Annotated in this window: 18 protein-coding genes; 7 read left to right on the top strand and 11 right to left on the bottom strand. The window is 69.1% G+C overall.

Features of this window, described 5'->3' with window-relative positions:
- Window positions 1–291 precede the first annotated feature (291 nt).
- The 3 genes from ACWEFB_RS37905 to ACWEFB_RS37895 are packed head-to-tail and all read right to left on the bottom strand — an operon-like array spanning window position 292 to window position 1029.
- Entirely contained in the window at window positions 292–561 is a 270-nt protein-coding gene (locus ACWEFB_RS37905) for a hypothetical protein (RefSeq protein WP_452293055.1), read from the bottom strand.
- A gap of 28 nt (window positions 562–589) precedes the next feature.
- Window positions 590–808 (bottom strand): hypothetical protein, encoded by a 219-nt coding sequence (locus ACWEFB_RS37900; protein WP_452293054.1) that lies wholly within the window; start codon window positions 806–808, stop codon window positions 590–592.
- The gene (locus ACWEFB_RS37895) at window positions 805–1029 is read right to left on the bottom strand and encodes a flavin reductase (RefSeq protein ID WP_452293053.1); all 225 of its coding nucleotides are present in this window, start codon (window positions 1027–1029) and stop codon (window positions 805–807) included. Before ACWEFB_RS37895 ends, ACWEFB_RS37900 begins: the two co-directional genes overlap by 4 nt.
- A 479-nt stretch (window positions 1030–1508) precedes the next feature.
- Here ACWEFB_RS37895 and ACWEFB_RS37890 point away from each other — a divergent pair, with 479 nt between their 5' ends.
- Both ACWEFB_RS37890 and ACWEFB_RS37885 read left to right on the top strand, forming a co-directional pair.
- Window positions 1509–2294 carry a helix-turn-helix domain-containing protein gene (locus ACWEFB_RS37890; protein WP_452293052.1) on the top strand — a complete coding sequence of 262 codons (786 nt, stop codon included), beginning with the start codon at window positions 1509–1511 and terminating at the stop codon, window positions 2292–2294.
- The gene (locus ACWEFB_RS37885) at window positions 2291–2482 is read left to right on the top strand and encodes a DUF397 domain-containing protein (protein ID WP_452293051.1); all 192 of its coding nucleotides are present in this window, start codon (window positions 2291–2293) and stop codon (window positions 2480–2482) included. The genes ACWEFB_RS37890 and ACWEFB_RS37885 overlap by 4 nt, the downstream gene beginning before the upstream one ends.
- A 116-nt stretch (window positions 2483–2598) precedes the next feature.
- Here ACWEFB_RS37885 and ACWEFB_RS37880 read toward each other — a convergent pair whose 3' ends face one another.
- Window positions 2599–3168: a TetR/AcrR family transcriptional regulator gene (locus ACWEFB_RS37880; RefSeq protein WP_452293050.1), complete on the bottom strand. Its 570-nt coding sequence runs from the start codon at window positions 3166–3168 to the stop codon at window positions 2599–2601.
- Between the two features lie 105 nt (window positions 3169–3273).
- On the opposite strand from ACWEFB_RS37880, the gene ACWEFB_RS37875 reads away from it, so the two are divergent.
- Together ACWEFB_RS37875 and ACWEFB_RS37870 are read left to right on the top strand one after the other, a co-directional pair.
- Window positions 3274–3711, top strand: a complete 438-nt coding sequence (locus ACWEFB_RS37875; RefSeq protein ID WP_452293049.1) for a nuclear transport factor 2 family protein — start codon at window positions 3274–3276, stop codon at window positions 3709–3711.
- Window positions 3708–4574 carry an ergot alkaloid biosynthesis protein gene (locus ACWEFB_RS37870; protein WP_452293048.1) on the top strand — a complete coding sequence of 289 codons (867 nt, stop codon included), beginning with the start codon at window positions 3708–3710 and terminating at the stop codon, window positions 4572–4574. Before ACWEFB_RS37875 ends, ACWEFB_RS37870 begins: the two co-directional genes overlap by 4 nt.
- Before the next feature lie 30 nt (window positions 4575–4604).
- Here ACWEFB_RS37870 and ACWEFB_RS37865 read toward each other — a convergent pair whose 3' ends face one another.
- The 7 genes from ACWEFB_RS37865 to ACWEFB_RS37835 all read right to left on the bottom strand — a co-directional run bounded on the left by ACWEFB_RS37865 (window position 4605) and on the right by ACWEFB_RS37835 (window position 11686).
- On the bottom strand, window positions 4605–4892 hold the full coding sequence (locus ACWEFB_RS37865; RefSeq protein ID WP_452293047.1) for a DUF1707 SHOCT-like domain-containing protein: 288 nt from the start codon (window positions 4890–4892) through the stop codon (window positions 4605–4607).
- A gap of 23 nt (window positions 4893–4915) precedes the next feature.
- On the bottom strand, window positions 4916–6100 hold the full coding sequence (locus ACWEFB_RS37860; protein ID WP_452293046.1) for an ROK family transcriptional regulator: 1185 nt from the start codon (window positions 6098–6100) through the stop codon (window positions 4916–4918).
- 31 nt (window positions 6101–6131) lie between these two features.
- Window positions 6132–7394 (bottom strand): sugar ABC transporter permease, encoded by a 1263-nt coding sequence (locus ACWEFB_RS37855; protein ID WP_326561017.1) that lies wholly within the window; start codon window positions 7392–7394, stop codon window positions 6132–6134.
- Complete coding sequence (locus ACWEFB_RS37850; RefSeq protein WP_326561016.1) at window positions 7391–8209, bottom strand: ATP-binding cassette domain-containing protein; 819 nt, start codon at window positions 8207–8209, stop codon at window positions 7391–7393. Before ACWEFB_RS37850 ends, ACWEFB_RS37855 begins: the two co-directional genes overlap by 4 nt.
- Before the next feature lie 179 nt (window positions 8210–8388).
- Entirely contained in the window at window positions 8389–9483 is a 1095-nt protein-coding gene (locus tag ACWEFB_RS37845; RefSeq protein ID WP_452293045.1) for a substrate-binding domain-containing protein, read from the bottom strand.
- Between the two features lie 453 nt (window positions 9484–9936).
- Entirely contained in the window at window positions 9937–10419 is a 483-nt protein-coding gene (ybaK, locus tag ACWEFB_RS37840) for a Cys-tRNA(Pro) deacylase (protein ID WP_452293044.1), read from the bottom strand.
- 10 nt (window positions 10420–10429) lie between these two features.
- A complete protein-coding gene (locus ACWEFB_RS37835) occupies window positions 10430–11686 on the bottom strand; it encodes a THUMP-like domain-containing protein (RefSeq protein ID WP_452293043.1) in 1257 nt (418 codons plus the stop codon).
- Window positions 11687–12037: 351 nt separating this feature from the next.
- Here ACWEFB_RS37835 and groES point away from each other — a divergent pair, with 351 nt between their 5' ends.
- From groES to ACWEFB_RS37820, 3 genes are all read left to right on the top strand, one after another.
- On the top strand, window positions 12038–12352 hold the full coding sequence (groES, locus tag ACWEFB_RS37830; RefSeq protein WP_121158486.1) for a co-chaperone GroES: 315 nt from the start codon (window positions 12038–12040) through the stop codon (window positions 12350–12352).
- An 81-nt stretch (window positions 12353–12433) separates the two neighbouring features.
- Window positions 12434–14068 carry a chaperonin GroEL gene (gene groL / locus ACWEFB_RS37825; RefSeq protein WP_452293042.1) on the top strand — a complete coding sequence of 545 codons (1635 nt, stop codon included), beginning with the start codon at window positions 12434–12436 and terminating at the stop codon, window positions 14066–14068.
- Between the two features lie 131 nt (window positions 14069–14199).
- Window positions 14200–15927, top strand: coding sequence for a molybdopterin-dependent oxidoreductase (locus ACWEFB_RS37820; RefSeq protein WP_452293041.1), 1728 nt, complete (start codon window positions 14200–14202; stop codon window positions 15925–15927).
- Window positions 15928–16081 lie beyond the last annotated feature (154 nt).

Raw genomic sequence — 16081 nt, 5'->3', positions numbered from 1 at the left:
CCCGCCCGAGCCCGCGTCCGCCCGCCCGAGCCCGCGTCCGCCCGCCCGAGCCCGCGTCCGCCCGCCCGTGCCCGCGTCCGCCCGCCCGTGCCCGCCCGTGCCCGCGCCTGCCTGTCCGTGATCGTGGCCTGCGCCCGTCCTGCCCTGGGGTCTGCGCCCGTCCTGCCCTGGGGCCTGGGCCTGCGCCGCGAATCGCGGCAGTAATGCAAAAAAGGACGTACATCAAAGATGGTGTGCGTACATCATCTTTGATGTAAGAAAAAAACGCGTTAGTTAGTTGCGACGGGCGAGTCAGATTGCCCGCAGGCGACGACCGGGAGGCGGGCCGGAGATCCAACCGAGAAACCGGACGTCGAGTTGCGTCGAGTCGAGTTCACGAAGTTCCTCTGCGGCACGATCGCGGAAGTGACCCATGAAGATACGAAGTTTGTCCGGCTCTCGGTGATACAGAATCCGCAGCCGACGCCGGAACGTCGGGCACGGCCATTCCTCCCGACAGTCCGCGCACTGCCATGCGTCGTCGTTGCGGTGTGCGGCGATCAGGTCGTCGTCTTCGTCCACTCGGCCCTGTCCGTTCCTCTCGCGGCCGTCAGATCAGATAGATCCTGTTGTTCGTGCCGTCCGGTGCGGCGATGGTGAACCGTCCGTCCGGTGCCAGTTCGTGCAGTAGCGCGGCGACCTTGATCGCGCGGTTGATCGCGTCGGTACGGTTACCGTCGATGGCCGTGAGTCGGCTCAGCGCGTCGTCGGCCGACGAGGTGAGGTTGAAGGTGACCTTGATCAGGTGGTGACGCTGCGGTTCTGTCATCGGCGGGGGTTCGGCGGCCAGCCGATGAACCGGGCATAGAGGTCTTCCCGTGGCGCGTTGGGGCTGAATTCCGCCAGGTCCTGTAGGGCGTCCACGTACTGCGCGGACAGGTACAGGCAGAGCGCGACCCGGTTGCGGTGGAACTCGGCAAGCAGGGTCAGTCGCGCCGGACCGCACGGCCACCTGGCTGCGCAGACCCGGCACAGCCAGGTCGGCCGCATCGGCAGGTGGGGCCGCTTTCGGGTACGGCCACCAGCGGTCACACCGCTGCGGACGGGTTACGCCGTACCCGTCCGGAGACGCCGATCGCGAACAGTTCCAGGGGTGCGGCGGCCGGCGGGGTGGCGTACCCCCGTCCCTGATTGGTCGGACGTCTGCGGGTCGTCGAAGCCGGCGGTAGGTCGGGTGTCATTTCTCGCGGGGGAGTGGCCGTCGGTGGTTTCGCATTTGTTGTCGTCATCGGTTCGCTTTTCTCGTCCAGCATCGAAGATCTCCTTTTCGGTACGCCTTGGAAGGGGCCGCCCCGGACATGGCGGGTGGGGAGCCGGGGCGGCCCCGCGGTTCCGCCCGTCCGGGTTCCATTTGCCGATGGGTCCGAGCGGTTCCGCTGAATACACTCTGGACTATGTGAGCGATCCAAGGCAGGATTCTTCGATGTACCGCCCACGTCATCTCACGTACTTACAGACGGAGTAAGTAAATGAACATCGATATGTGGATCCGGGCACTGAAGGCGGCCCGATCGAGTGCCGGTGTGTCCCAGGAGGGGCTCGCGACGCTCATCCCGTGGAGCACGTCGACCATCGCCGCGATCGAGACGGGTCGACGCCGACCGACGATGGAATTCTCGGTCGCGTCGGACAAGGCCCTAGGCACCGGCGGCCTGCTGGCCGAACTGCTCGACCTGATCAACCGGGAACTGACGGAGAACTGGTACGCCAAGTGGCGCGGATTCGAGGAGCACGCGGTCGGCCTACGTTCCTTCGAACCGTGCCTGATTCCGGGCATGCTTCAGACGGAGGACTATGCCCGTGCGATCATCTCGGCGGGCGGTCTGCTACCGGAAGCCGAGGTGGAGAAGCTGGTCGCAGTGCGGATGGAGCGGCAGCGACTACTGTTACGCGATGACTCACCGTTCTGCATATTCGTCCTGGATCAGAACGCGCTGACCCGTCCGGTCGGCGGTCATGCGGTGCTCGACGCCCAGCTCGGTCACCTGAAGAAGCTCGCCGGTCTGCGGCACGTCCGGATCCACGTCATCCCAGCCGACTGCGGTGAATACGTCGGCCTCACCGGCGGCTTCATGCTGGCGGAGCTGCCCGATCATGACCAGGTGGTCTACCTGGAAAACGTCGCCCGTGGCCAGGTCGTTGACGACCCGGATCTGACCCGGCTGATCAACCGCAAGTGGGATAGCATTCTTGGAGCAGCCCTGTCCGAGCAAGCCTCGTTGGAACTCATCACGAAGCTGAAGGTGACCCCATGACCCACGCTCCACATTGGCGTAAGTCGACCCGGTCCGGCGACGGTGGCAGTAACTGTGTCGAGGTCGCGGACAACCTCCCCGGTCGGGTCTTCGTCCGGGACACCAAGGACCGCGACGGTGGCACCCTGACCTTCGCTCCCGACGCGTGGCGGGCCTTCGTCACCGAGGTGGCAACCCGTCAGCCGTAGCTGACCAGGCAACAACCGAACAGCGCCCGCCCGGTCTCCCGGGGCGGGCGTTGTCGTCTGCCGCCGAGAGCTCAGGCGGCGCCGATGTCGGTCTCAGCCGACCATGACGCGTGTGCTCAGCCGACCATGGTGCGTGCGAGGTGGGCGACTCCCTCGCGGAGCCGCTCCGGCGGTTGGTCGCGCAGGTGTTCGATGAGGTCGCTGCGGACTGCGGCGAGCAGGGCATGGGCCAGGAAGTCGGCCGTCTCCGGCCCGTGAACCCCGGCGACTATCTCCGTCAGTTGACTGTGCCATCGCCCGTAGGTCGAGTTCAGGTACGGGCTGCCGCTGCCGGCGTTCTCCAGGGCGAGCATCAGCGACCGGTTCGCCAGCTTGAACCGCAGGATCGCGTCGAGTATCGCCGTCACCCGGTCGACCGGACCTGGCGGGTTGCCGTGGGGTGGTTCCGCAGCGGCCAGTTCATCGCGCAACCGTTCGGTGCGCTGCTCGACGAGGGCCTGAAGAAGGCCGGTCCGATCGCCGAACCCTCGGAACAACGTCCCCTTCCCTACACCGGCGGCGACCGCGATGTCCCCCATCGACACCTGAGCGGGGTCGTTCGCAGCGTCGAGCAGGCGGGCTGCGGCAGCCAGCACCGTCTCCCGGTTGCGGGCGGCATCGGCTCGCTCCTTGCGCACTGTCGACATCAGGTCCTGCCCTCCGATTGACAATCCGGACCGCTGGTCCGTATGTTCAAAACGGACCAGCGGTCCGGATCATATACCGGGCAGTGTTTCATCAAGGGAGAAGCCATGACCGACACAACTGCTGCCGTCTTCCGGCGCAGCGTGGAATTCCTGCTCGCCAAGGACATGCGTGGTTACCTCCGGCTGTGGCACGAGGAGGCCGTAGCCGAGTTCCCCTTCGCGCCGCCAGCGTCGCCCCGCCGGCTCGACGGGATCGCCGCGATCACGGGCTACCTCATCGACTACCCCGAGAAGCTCGACATCGCCGAGATCACCCACCTCACCGTGCACGAAACGACCGATCCGGCGGTCGTGGTGGCCGAATTCGGAGCCACCGGAACCGTCGTGGCCACCGGCAAGCCGTACGAGATCTCCTACGTCGCCGTGGTGACGGTCTCCGACGGCAGGATCACCCACTATCGGGACTACTGGAATCCGATGGTCGCGCTCGAAGCACTCGGCGACGACCTGCTGAGCGGTGCGGAAACCGGTGCCGTCCGATGAGTGATCCCGAAACCATCCTCGTGACCGGTTCGACCGGTAACACCGGCCGACGGATCGCCGCCCGACTCGCCCAACTCGGACGCCCCGTACGCGGCGCGAGCCGACGCCGACCCGCCGAGGCGGAAGCCGCGCGCCGGCACGTGCACTTCGACTGGGACGACCAGCGCACCTACCCCGCAGCCCTCGATGGCGTACGTGCCGTCTACCTCATACCGCCGATCGGAGCCACCGACCCGGCGCGGCAGATGCGACCGTTCCTTGACCTGGCACACGGCACCGGCGTGCGGCGGGTCGTACTGCTCAGTTCCTCGGCCATTCCGGCGGGCGGCACGGGCCTGGGGCTGGTACACACCGCGATCGGCGACATGTTCCCCGAGTGGGCGGTGCTGCGACCGTCCTGGTTCATGCAGAACCTCGCCGACGACCACATGCATGCCCACAGCATTCGGGAACGAGGCGAGATCGTGACCGCGACCGGTCACGGCAGGGTCGGCTTCATCGACGCCGCCGACATCGCCGCCGTGGCGGTACGCGCCCTCACCGACCCGACACCGCACAACACCGACCACATCCTCACCGGCCCGCAGGCGCTGAGCTACGCCGAGATCGCCGCGACGATCACCGAGTTGAGCGGGCGACCGGTCCGGCACCGCAGCGTCACCGTGGACACCATGCGGCAGCGGCTCACCGACACCGGCATTCCGGACGAGTTCGCCGCCCTCCTCGCCGGTATGGACCACGCCATCGCTGGCGGAGCCGAAGACCGGACCACCGCGACGGTCACCGACGTCACCGGTCGCGCACCGACAAGCTTTCGCGATTTCTGCACCACCCACACCCAGCGATGGCAGCCCGCCGGGTGACCATGGTGATGGTCAAGGTGCTGCCGCCGGTCAGCGGGTGACCCCCATGAAGACGCCGAGCAGGATCAGGGTCGCGACGGCGACCGCGAAGATGACCAGCAGGTCCCGCCGGGTGTGGTCACCGGCGCCCGCCGATGACGGGGCCGTGGGCAGGTCACGGGTGATCTCGGCCAGGTCGTCCAGCGTACGGGCGGCGTAGACGACCCGAAGGCGTTCGGTGAACTCGTCCAGGGTCAACCGGCCCTCGGTGGTGTGCCGTTGCAGGTCGTCGACCACCCGTTGCCGGTCGTCGTCGGAAGCCCGCATCTGCACGTCCACGAAGGACAGCGTACGCACCGAAGTTAGGCGGTGGCGTCCAGCGGATCGGCCAGCAACTGTTCGAAGGCCAGCTCGGCCGCACCGATCAGCACCGCCTCGTCACTGAGCTGCGGGGTCCGCAGCCGCACGTGGTCGCGGGGGACGGGCAGCGCCATCGCGTTGAGGCGGCTGCGTACCTGGGTGGCGGCGGCGAGGTAGATGTCCCGCAGTGGCCCGCCGAAGATCACCACGTCCGGGTTGAAGATGTTGATCAGGTTCGCCACACCGAAACCGAGCCAGTCGCCGACCTGCCGTACCGCGGTCTTCGCGCTCGCGTCTCCGTACGCCGCGGCCTCCACCACCGAGCGGGCGGCGTCGTGCCCCATCGCGTCGCCCCGGCCGGCGGCCTGGAGCAGCGCGTACTCGCCGATCTCGGTCTCCCAGCAGCCGCGTGAGCCGCAGCCGCACGGCTGGCCGCCCGGATGGACCACCATGTGGCCCACCTCGCCGCCGAAGCCGCCGTGCCCGGTCAACCGCCGGCCGCCGACGATGATGCCGGCGTCGACGCCGACGTCCTGGTGCAGGTAGATCACGTTGTCCAGACCGGCCGCCGCGCCCCGGGTGTGTTCGGCCAGGGCGCTGACGTCGGCCGCCCGGTTCACCAGGATCGGCCGGTTCGAGTCCAGGTCGGCGGTGAGCACCGGGCCCAGCGACCCGTCGACCCAGTCGGTCGGCGGGTGTACGTGGACCGCGCCGTCCCGGCTCCGCATCATGCCGCAGACCGCGACGCCGCCACCGACGTAGACGGAGCCCTTCGGCACCGACTGGAGCATCTCCTTGAGGAAACCGGCCAGCACCGGCACCGACTCCTCGGCCGGCACATCCGGCGGCCGGGGCGCCTCCCGCCGGTCGAGGACCACACCCCCGAGCCCGACCCGGGCAACCCGCAGGCGGTCCACCTCGATGCTGAACGCGTACGCGTAGACCCGGGCGGACTCGGGCCGGACGACCAGTGACGGTCGTCCGGCCCGGCCGGTTTCCCGGGGTGCCCGTTCGCTGACCAGGCCCGCGGCGGTCAGCTCGGCGGTCAGCGCGCCGATCGTGCTGCGGTTGAGCCCCAGCGCGGTGGTGAGTTCCGCTCGCGACGTCGCGCCGTGCACGTGCACGTAGCGGAGCAGCGCGCCCAGGTTCTGGCGGCGGACTTCCTCCTGGCTCGGCCCGGCGCGCATCGGTCGTTCACATCACTTTCGAGAGACAGCGTCATCTGTGTCCGGTGGCGGCGGCACGTCTTCTGGAGAGTGCGTCCACCCCGGCCGCGGCCAACAGCACCAGGCCGGTGACCACGAACTTGACGCCGGAGCTGTAGCCCAGCAGGCCCATCCCGTTGTCGATCACCGCGACCACCGCGCCACCGAGGACCGCGTCGAACACCCGGCCCTTGCCGCCGAAGAGGCTGGTGCCGCCGATCACCGCCGCGCCGACCGCGTAGAGCAGCACGTTACTGCCACCCGTGTTCGGGTCGACCGACCGGCCACGGCTGGCCGCCACGATGCCGCCGATCGCGGCGAGCAGCGAACAGATCACGAAGACCGAGATCCGGATCCGGTCCACGTTGATGCCGGCCCGACGGGCGGCCTCGGCGTTGCCGCCGACCGCGTAGACGTGCCGGCCGTAGACCGTGCGCTGGAGTACGAAGGTGAGCACGACCAGCAGGATCGCGATCACCGGTACGACGATCGGCATGCCCTTGTTCGAGGTGATCAGGGTGTTGATGCTGCGTTCCTGGTTCAGGATGTACGTCGCGACGCCGACGAGCAGGGCGACGGCGGCGATCCGGGCCAGGACCACCAGGAACGGGTCGACGATCAGGCCCCGGGCCACCCGCGTGCGATAACGGATGAGCTGTACGGCGGCGTAACCGAGCACCGCCACGGCGGCGAGCAACCAGCCGATCAGCGGCTTCACGTTGCTGTTCTCGATCGAGACGATGACCTTGTCCTGGACCGAGATGTTGGTGCCACCCTTGATGAGCAGCAGCACCACGCCCTGGAAGGCGAGGAACGCGGCGAGGGTGACCACGAAGGACGGGATGCCGACCTTCGCCACCAGTACGCCGAGCACTAGACCGATCACCACACCGGTGACCAGGGCCGCCGCCAGTGCCCCGTACCAGGGCCAGCCGTGCAGGGTGAGCAGGACCGCGAGCACGGAGGCACAGACGCCGCTGGCAAAACCGGCGGAGAGGTCGATCTCGCCGAGCAGCAGGACGAAGACCAGCCCCATGGCGATCAGGATGACCGCGGCGCCCTGGGTGAAGAGGTTGGCGAAGTTGATGGCGGAGAAGAACTCCGGTCGGGCGATCGAGAAGCCGATACAGAGCACCACCAGGCCGAGTACGGCCGGCAGCGCGCCGATGTCGCCGCCACGTACCCGACCGATGTAGTCGCGTACGTGGTCGTTGACCGTGCGCGTCGGTACGGGCACCGGCTCCTCGCGCACCGCGGTAGGGGTGGAGGTGCTCATTGCTCGGCTCCAGGGGTGATGAGTTCCGCGTGACCGGCGCCGCTGCTGTCGCCGTTCTCGGACCGCAGGCCGAGATCACCGCTGCGTCCTGCGGTGATCAGTTCGACGATCTGCGAGTGGGTGATGTCGGTGGTCTTGACCTGGGCAACCGACCGCCCGAGGTAGAGCGCGGCGATCCGGTCCGAGACGGCGAAGACGTCGTTCATGTTGTGCGAGATGAGGACGACCGAGAGCCCGTTGTCGGCCAGCCGGCGGACCAGTTCGAGCACCTGGGCGGTCTGCGCGACGCCGAGCGCGGCGGTCGGCTCGTCGAGGATGACCAGTTTGCTGTTCCAGAGCACGGCCTTGGCGATCGCGACCGTCTGCCGCTGCCCGCCGGAGAGGCTGGCCACGAGCTGGCGCAGCGACTTCACCGTACGGACGGACAGGCCGGCGAGGGTCTCCGCGGCCATCCGCTCCATCGTCACCTCGTCCAGGACCAGACCGCTGGTCTTCTCCCGGCCGAGGAACATGTTCTGCACGATGTCGAGGTTGTCGCAGAGCGCGAGGTCCTGGTAGACGACCTCGATGCCGAGCGCGGCGGCATCCCGCGGGTTGTTCACGGTCACCGGCTTGCCGTCGAAGATGAACTCACCACCGTCGGCGGGGTAGATGCCGCTGATGCACTTGACCAGCGTGGACTTGCCGGCGCCATTGTCGCCGACGAGTGCGGTCACCTCGCCCGGGTATGCGGCGAAGGCGACGTCGCGCAGGACCTGCACGGGACCGAAGTTCTTGTCGATCCCGCGCAGCTCCAGCAAGGGTGTCGCGGACACGGTGGGTCTCCTTTTCACAGGTGTCCGATCGCGGGGTGTTCCGGTCGCGGGGTGTCCGTTCGCGGGGCTCCGGTCGCGAAGGTCCGATCAGGCAACCCGGTCGGGTCAACCGGTGTGCCCGTCCACCGACTACGGTCGGCGGACGGGCACGGTGACTCCGGTCGGGGTCAGAGCAGAGGTCAGCTGATTCCGGCTGCGGTGCAGGCGGCGGCGTACGCCGCGGTGCACAGCTCTTCCTTGGTGACGAAGCCGTCGTCGATGACCGCCTTGACGTTCGACTTGTCGATGGCCTTCGGGGTCAGCAGGACCGACGGCACGTCACGGCCGCCCTCGGGGTCCTTGACCGTCTGGCCGGTGTCCTTCTTCTCGCCCTTCGCCAGCGCGATGGCCAGCTCGGCACCGGCCTGCGCCTCCTGCTTGATCGCCTTGTAGACGGTCATGCACTGGTCACCGGCGAGGATGTTCTGCAGACCCTGGACGGTCGCGTCCTGGCCGGTCACCGGGACCTTGCCGTTGAGGCTGTTCTTCTTCAGCACGGAGATGACCGCGTTGCCGAGGCCGTCGTTCGCGGCCAGGACGCCGTCGATCTTGCCACCCTGCGAGGTCAGGTTCTGCTCGAAGATGGTGCCCGCCTGGGCGTTGTCCCAGCCGGGGACGGAGGTGTCGGGGCCCTTGACGTACTCCTTGGAGTCGAACTTGGGCTGGAGCACCGAGTCGTACCCGTTCTTGAACAGCGTGGCGTTGTTGTCGGTCGGCGAGCCGTTCAGCTCGGCCACGACCGGGTTCTTGACGCCCTTGTCGGTCAGGCACTTGACCAGGCCCTCGCCCTGCAGCTTGCCAACCGCGACGTTGTCGAAGCTGACGTAGTACTGGGCCGAGCCGCCGAGGGTGAGGCGGTCGTAGTCGATGGTGGCGACGCCCTGCGACTTCGCCTTGTCGAGTACGGCCTTACCGGTGCCGGAGTCCAGGTTCACGATCATCAGGGCGGTCGCGCCACCGGTGATCATCTGGTCCGCGATCGTCTGGAACTGCGACTTGTCACCCTGGGCGTTCTGGATGACGTACTCGACGCCCGCGGTCTTGAAGGCCTCTTCGAGGTACTTCCGGTCCGCGGTCTCCCAGCGGTCGGAGGAGGCGCTGTCCGGCAGGATCACGCCGATCTTCGGGGTCTTGGCGCTGCCGCTGCCGGCGTCGTCGGAGCTGTCGCCGCAGGCCGTCAGGGCACCGGTGGCCAGGAGGCCCACGGCGGCGATGGTGAGGATCCCTTTGCGCATTGCTCGGGTCCTTTCGGGGGGTGGGGTTCGGTCCGCTGAGTCGTTGCGTGGTGCGGCGTCTGTTCGGTGCGGTCGCCGCCACTGCAGGGGTGTTCAGAGTGGGCCGTACTTACTTTTGTTGTGTCCGGCAACGTATTGCGCTCGCGGGGTGAGGCACAAGAGTGCCGAGGCCACGAGTTTTGTTGCCTGCGATAACAATTCAGCAACGCGACTGACACCCGGCCGTCATGGGCCTGAATCGCCTGGGCGGATCGTGCCGATTTGCCGCCCGGTTCGGCACGCGGCGGGCCAAATGACCGAACCGTGGCGCGAAGGGGGTCGGTGTCGGCTCACGCCGTACGGCCGAGTGCTATCAATTTTGTGTAAGAAAAAGCACAGAGCGCAACGACGGTCATTGGCTGACCAAGTACCGGCATGCAGCCGCAAGTCGGTCGATAGTGGGCAGTACGCGGATCAGGCGCCGGCGGCGATCGAGGCGCTGATTGCGCTGGTCAGCCGGATCAGGTCGGCCGGTGCGAGCTGGAGCTCAAGGCCCCGGCGACCGGCGGAGACGTACACAGTAGAGAAACGCTCCGCTGACGAATCGATTACGGTGGGTAGCCGTTTCCGTTGGCCCAGCGGGCTGATCCCGCCCCGGACGTAACCGGTTGTCCGTTCGGCCAGGGTCCGGTCGGCCAGCGCCGCCCGTTTGCCGCCCACCGCCGCCGCCAACGCCTTGAGGTCCAGTTCCCCGGTGACCGGTACGACCGCCACGGTCAACGCTCCGTCGACCTCGGTGATCAGGGACTTGAACACCCGCTCCGGGTCCACGCCGAGAGCCGCGGCCACCTCCGCGCCGTAACGCGGCGACTCCACCGGCACGTCGTACGGGTGGGTGGTGTGCGCGACCTTCTGCTTCACCAGCAGTGCCGTTGCCGGGGTCCCCTGACCTGCCACGGCCGGGACCCTACCGGTTCGGAGCCACCGGCTGACAGACCAGCACGGTGGGCGCGCCGGCCACCCGGGTCAGGACCAGGCTGGCCGGCTCGGTGCCGGCGAGCCGCAGATCGCGCCGGAGCCGCTCCGGATCCACCGCCGAACCCCGCTTCAGGATCTCCACCCGACCGACCCCGCGCATCCGGAGCAGGCCGCGCAGCCGCTTCAGCGAGAACGGCAGCACGTCGGTGATCTCCAGACAGCGGGCGTACGGGGTCGGCCGCGGCTTGTCGGCGTACACGTAGGCGATGTCCGGGTCGGCGAGAGTGCCGTCCACGGTGAGGGCGAACTCGGCGACCAGGTGGGCCCGGACCACCGCGCCGTCCGGGTCGTAGACGTACCGACGGATCGGGCCGACCGGCGCCTCGACGGCACCTGTCCCGGTGAGCTCGGCCACCCGGACCCCGTCGTCCCCGGTCTCGCCCGAGCGTTGGGCAGGGGCCCTTGTACCACCGGAAGCGGCAGCGGGGGGCCGGAGCAGGGTGGCGCGGCGGGGAGTTGCGGCGAGCGGGCCGCACCAGAGGGCGGCCTCGACGAGTTCCCGGTCGACGCTGACCCACTCCGCCTCGGCGCCGGGCGGGATCAGCGCGTGGTCCAGGCCGGGAGCGACCTTCACCACCGTGCACGGGACCCGCCGGGCCAGGCCGAGGACGAAGTCCCACGGCGGGGAGTAGGCGGCCGGGTCGAAGATCCGCCGGCCGCCGGTCGAGCGCCGGGCCGGATCACAGAAGACCGCGTCCATCCCGGTCAGGTCGAAACTCGTGGCGTCGGCGCACTCGACGGTGAAACAGCCGGCCAGCCCGGCCGCCTCCGCGTTCGCGGCGGCCAGCGCGGCGGTGGCCGGGTCGGCCTCCACCCCGTACACCCGGATCCCGGCGCGGGCGGCGGCGAGCGCGTCCGCGCCGAGGCCGCAACCGAGGTCGGCCAGGGTGCGCACCCCGGCGGCCCGCAACCGGCGCGCTCGCCGGTCCGCGACCACCGCCCTGGTGGCCTGCTCCAGGCCGGCGCGGGTGAAGAACATCCCGGCGGCGGCCGGGCCGAACTTGCCGACCGCGCGGCGGCGCAGCTCGGCCTGGGTGAGGGCGGTGGCGGCGAGCGGCCCGGGCAGGCCCGCCGACCGGAGCGCGGTGGCGGCGGCCAGCGGGTCACCGCCGGCCAACTCGGCCGCCGCGGCGAGCGCGGTCAACCCGACCGGAGTACGCAGCGCGGCGAGCTGGTCGAGGTCCATCGAGTCATTGTGAGGCAGCACACGCCGGATGTGAGGCAGTACACGTCGATCGCTGGTGGGACGGGCGCGGCGTCCGGAAGGTGCGGCGGAGCCGGTCCGCCGGTGTCCTGGTAAGGGGTTTCGCCGAACACGCCGGCCGCCATGTTGGCACTCTCCTTGACGGAGTGCTAGCCACCGGCATAACCTGCCGTTAGCACTCTCAGTCTGAGGGTGCCAGCTTCCGGGCTCCGGTCCGGTGGCTGAAACGCCAGGCGGACCGGCTCCCGCGACGACGGACCCGCCCGGTGGCATGTGGCAGATTGACGCTGGCCGGCTTGCTGGTCAGCACAGAAACCAGTACCCCAGGAGGGTATGCCCGTGACTACCGCGACCAAGGTTGCGATCAAGCCGCTCGAGGACCGGATCCTGGTCCAGGCGAACGAGGCTGAGACGACCACGGCGTCGGGCATCGTGATCCCCGACACCGCCAAGGAAAAGCCGCAGGAGGGCACTGTCCTCTCCGTCGGCCCGGGCCGCATCGACGACAAGGGCAACCGGATCCCGGTTGACGTCAAGGTCGGCGACACGGTCCTCTACTCGAAGTACGGCGGCACCGAGGTTAAGTACGCCGGCGAGGAGTACCTCGTACTCTCCGCCCGCGACGTCCTCGCGGTCATCGAGAAGTAGTGATCTGACCGATCAGTGATCACTGCCCCGGACCGGCATGCCGGGCCGGGGCAGTGCTGTGTGAAGGGACCCGAGTAAAACATGGCGAAGATTCTGAGCTTCTCGGATGACGCCCGGCACCTGCTGGAGCACGGTGTCAACACGCTCGCCGACACGGTCAAGGTCACCCTCGGCCCGCGCGGGCGCAACGTCGTTCTGGACAAGAAGTTCGGTGCACCGACGATCACCAATGATGGCGTGACCATCGCCAAGGAGATCGAACTCACCAACCCCTACGAGAACCTCGGCGCGCAGCTGGTCAAGGAGGTGGCGACCAAGACCAACGACGTCGCCGGCGACGGGACCACCACCGCGACCGTGCTGGCCCAGGCACTCGTCCGCGAGGGCCTGCGCAACGTGACCGCCGGGGCGAACCCGACCGGTCTCAAGCGGGGCATCGACGCGGCCGCCACCAAGGTGTCCGAGGCGCTGCTCACCAAGGCCGTCGAGGTCGGCAGCCGGGAGTCGGTCGCGCACGTGGCGACCATCTCCGCGCAGGACGCGACCATCGGCGACCTGATCGCCGAGGCGATGGAGCGGGTCGGCCGCGACGGTGTCATCACCGTCGAGGAAGGCTCCACCCTCGCCACCGAGCTGGAGGTCACCGAGGGCCTGCAGTTCGACAAGGGCTTCATCTCGCCCAACTTCGTGACCGACGCCGAGTCGCAGGAAGCGGTCCTCGACGACCCGTACATCCTGATCACGACTCAGAAGATCTCGGCCATCGAAGAGCTGCTGCCGCTGCTGGAGAAGGTCCTCCAGACCAGCAAGCCGCTGCTCATCGTGGCCGAGGACGTCGAGGGCCAGGCCCTGTCCACGCTCGTGGTCAACTCGATCCGCAAGACCGTCAAGGTCTGCGCGGTCAAGGCCCCCGGGTTCGGCGACCGCCGCAAGGCGCTGCTGCAGGACATGGCGGTCATCACCGGCGCCGAGCTGGTCGCCCCCGAGCTTGGCTACAAGCTCGACGCGGTCGGCCTCGAGGTGCTCGGTAGCGCCCGCCGGGTCGTGGTCGACAAGGACAACACCACGGTGATCGACGGCAAGGGCCGCGACACCGAGGTGGCCGACCGGGTCGCCCAGATCCGCAAGGAGATCGAGGCCTCGGACTCCGAGTGGGACCGGGAGAAGCTGGCCGAGCGGCTGGCGAAGCTCTCCGGTGGCATCGCGGTGATCAAGGCCGGCGCGGCGACCGAGGTCGAGATGAAGGAGCGCAAGCACCGCATCGAAGACGCCATCGCCGCCACCAAGGCCGCGGTCGAGGAGGGCATCGTCCCGGGCGGCGGCGCCGCACTGGTGCAGATCGCCTCGGTGCTCGACGACGACCTGGGCTTCACCGGTGACGAGAAGGTCGGTGTCTCGATCGTCCGCAAGGCGCTGGTCGAGCCGCTGCGCTGGATCGCCCAGAACGCCGGTCACGACGGTTACGTGGTCGTGCAGAAGGTCGCCGGCAGCGACTGGGGCTTCGGCCTCAACGCCGCCACCGACGAGTACGTCGACCTGGCCAAGGCCGGCATCGTCGACCCGGTGAAGGTGACCCGCAACGCGGTCATCAACGCCGCGTCGATCGCCGGTCTGCTGCTCACCACGGAGAGCCTGATCGTGGAGAAGCCGGCCAAGGCGGAGGCTCCCGCCGGCGGTGGCCACGGCCACGGCCACCAGCACGGCCCGGGCTTCTGATCACCCGGTAACACCGCAACACCCGTAGTAACCGTCGAACCAGGGTAGATCCGCGCGGATCTACCCTGGTTTGCGTCTGCCCGAGGTCCACGTCACTACCGGTCCGCTCCGTGATCGTCAACACTGGGCGGGTGAGCACCCAACAGCGCAGGTACGGCGCACTGGCCGGGATCGCCGCCGCCGCGGTCGCGATCGGCTCGGCCGAACTGGTCGCCGTACTGACCGGGGCGCGGTCCGCTCCGCTGGTCGCGGTCGGCGGGGTCGTGGTCGACCTCGTACCCGAGCCGCTGAAGCAGTTCGCGATCGACGTGTTCGGCGTACACGACAAGACCGCGCTGCTGGTCGGCACCGGCGTACTGCTGGCCGGCTTCGCCGCGCTGATCGGCGTACGCGCCCTGCGCGCCCCACTGGTCGGGTACGCCGGCATCGCCCTGTTCGGCCTCGTCGGGGCGATCGCGGCACTGACCCGTCCGGGTGCGGGCGCCGGTGCCGTACTGCCCTCGCTGGTCGGCGCCGCCCTCGCGGCCGGAGTGTTCCGCCGGCTGCGTGCCGTCCTGGTCCCCGCTCCCTGGCCGGACGCACCCCTGGTCGAATCCACCGTGCCATCCCTGACCGGCGCTCGGGAGGTGACCGAGCGCGAGGGTGCCGCCGAGCGGGAGGGTGCGGCCGAGCGGCGGGAGTCGGCCGGGAGTGGGGGTGCCGCTGAGCAGTGGGAGCCGGTCGAGGCTCGGGGAGCGGCCGAGGATCGGGGTGCGGCCGAGCGGCGGGAGTTGGCCGACCGGGAGGATTTCGCGGAGGGGCGGCGACGGTTCCTGACCGGGGTGGGGGTGACGTTGGGGGCCGCGGCGTTGAGCGGCTTCGGCGGGCGCTGGATCGCCACCCGGCGCGGGGTGTCCGACGCCCGAGCGGCGGTGACGCTGCCCGCCCCGGCCAGCCCGGCGCCACCGGTGCCGGCCGGTGCCGACCTGTCGCTGGCGCAACTGGCCCCGTACACCACGCCGAACTCCCAGTTCTACCGGATCGACACCGCGCTGGTAGTGCCGCAGGTCGACCCGGGAACCTGGCAACTGCGCATCCACGGCCGGGTCCGCAACCCGATCACCCTGAACTACGCCGACCTGCTCGCCCGTCCGCTGATCGAGCGCGACATCACGCTCGCCTGCGTGTCCAACGAGGTCGGTGGGGACCTGATCGGCAACGCGCGCTGGCTCGGCGTACCGCTGAAGGACCTGCTCGACCAGGCCGGGCCGCTCAACGACGCCGACCAGGTGGTGGGCCGGTCCGCCGACGGCTGGACCTGCGGCACTCCGACCGCGCTGATGCGCGACGGGCGCGATGCCATGCTGGCGGTCGGCATGAACGGCGAACCGCTTCCGGTCCAGCACGGTTTCCCGGTCCGGGTCGTGGTGCCCGGCCTGTACGGCTACGTCTCGGCCTGCAAGTGGGTGGTGGAGCTGGAGCTGACCCGGTTCTCCGACTTCGACGCCTACTGGGTGCCGCGCGGCTGGTCGCCGGAGGGGCCGATCAAGACCCAGTCCCGGATCGACACGCCCCGGTCGCGCAACCGGCTCACCCCCGGCCCGGTCACGGTCGCCGGGGTGGCCTGGGCGCAGCACCGGGGGATCAAGCAGGTCGAGGTGCAGGTCGACGGCGGCCCGTGGGAGCAGGCCACGCTCGCCCCGTCCGCCTCCGTGGACACCTGGGTGCAGTGGTCCTGGCAGTGGCAGGCAACGGAGGGCGACCACACCCTCCGCGTACGCGCCACCGACGCCACCGGTGAAACCCAACCCAGCCAACCCCGCCCGGTAGCCCCCGACGGCGCCACCGGCTGGCACACCCTCCAGCTAACGGTCCGCTAACCCCTCACCCCGCGCACCGGTCGATCACCTCGTTGATCATGAAGTTAGCGACGGTTTTTGGCCGGCGGTTTCTAGGATTCAGTGCAACTGATCTTGGTTGTGCTGGAGGTGCTGGTGGCCAGGCCGGGTGTGGTGACGTTCGGGCATCGTCAGG

This window comes from Micromonospora sp. NPDC004704, from assembly GCF_053601675.1.
Note: the sequence above shows the minus strand (reverse complement) of the source record. Positions and strands in the feature narration are given on the sequence as shown.

Excerpts from the sequence above, each read along its gene's own strand:
- ACWEFB_RS37900 (WP_452293054.1), bottom strand. The coding sequence starts at position 808 with ATGACAGAACCGCAGCGTCACCACCTGATCAAGGTCACCTTCAACCTC.
- ACWEFB_RS37895 (WP_452293053.1), bottom strand. The coding sequence starts at position 1,029 with ATGCGGCCGACCTGGCTGTGCCGGGTCTGCGCAGCCAGGTGGCCGTGC.
- ACWEFB_RS37890 (WP_452293052.1), top strand. The coding sequence starts at position 1,509 with ATGAACATCGATATGTGGATCCGGGCACTGAAGGCGGCCCGATCGAGT.
- ACWEFB_RS37885 (WP_452293051.1), top strand. The coding sequence starts at position 2,291 with ATGACCCACGCTCCACATTGGCGTAAGTCGACCCGGTCCGGCGACGGT.
- ACWEFB_RS37880 (WP_452293050.1), bottom strand. The coding sequence starts at position 3,168 with ATGTCGACAGTGCGCAAGGAGCGAGCCGATGCCGCCCGCAACCGGGAG.
- ACWEFB_RS37875 (WP_452293049.1), top strand. The coding sequence starts at position 3,274 with ATGACCGACACAACTGCTGCCGTCTTCCGGCGCAGCGTGGAATTCCTG.
- ACWEFB_RS37870 (WP_452293048.1), top strand. The coding sequence starts at position 3,708 with ATGAGTGATCCCGAAACCATCCTCGTGACCGGTTCGACCGGTAACACC.
- ACWEFB_RS37860 (WP_452293046.1), bottom strand. The coding sequence starts at position 6,100 with ATGCGCGCCGGGCCGAGCCAGGAGGAAGTCCGCCGCCAGAACCTGGGC.
- ACWEFB_RS37855 (WP_326561017.1), bottom strand. The coding sequence starts at position 7,394 with ATGAGCACCTCCACCCCTACCGCGGTGCGCGAGGAGCCGGTGCCCGTA.
- ACWEFB_RS37845 (WP_452293045.1), bottom strand. The coding sequence starts at position 9,483 with ATGCGCAAAGGGATCCTCACCATCGCCGCCGTGGGCCTCCTGGCCACC.
- ACWEFB_RS37835 (WP_452293043.1), bottom strand. The coding sequence starts at position 11,686 with ATGGACCTCGACCAGCTCGCCGCGCTGCGTACTCCGGTCGGGTTGACC.
- groES (WP_121158486.1), top strand. The coding sequence starts at position 12,038 with ATGCCCGTGACTACCGCGACCAAGGTTGCGATCAAGCCGCTCGAGGAC.
- groL (WP_452293042.1), top strand. The coding sequence starts at position 12,434 with ATGGCGAAGATTCTGAGCTTCTCGGATGACGCCCGGCACCTGCTGGAG.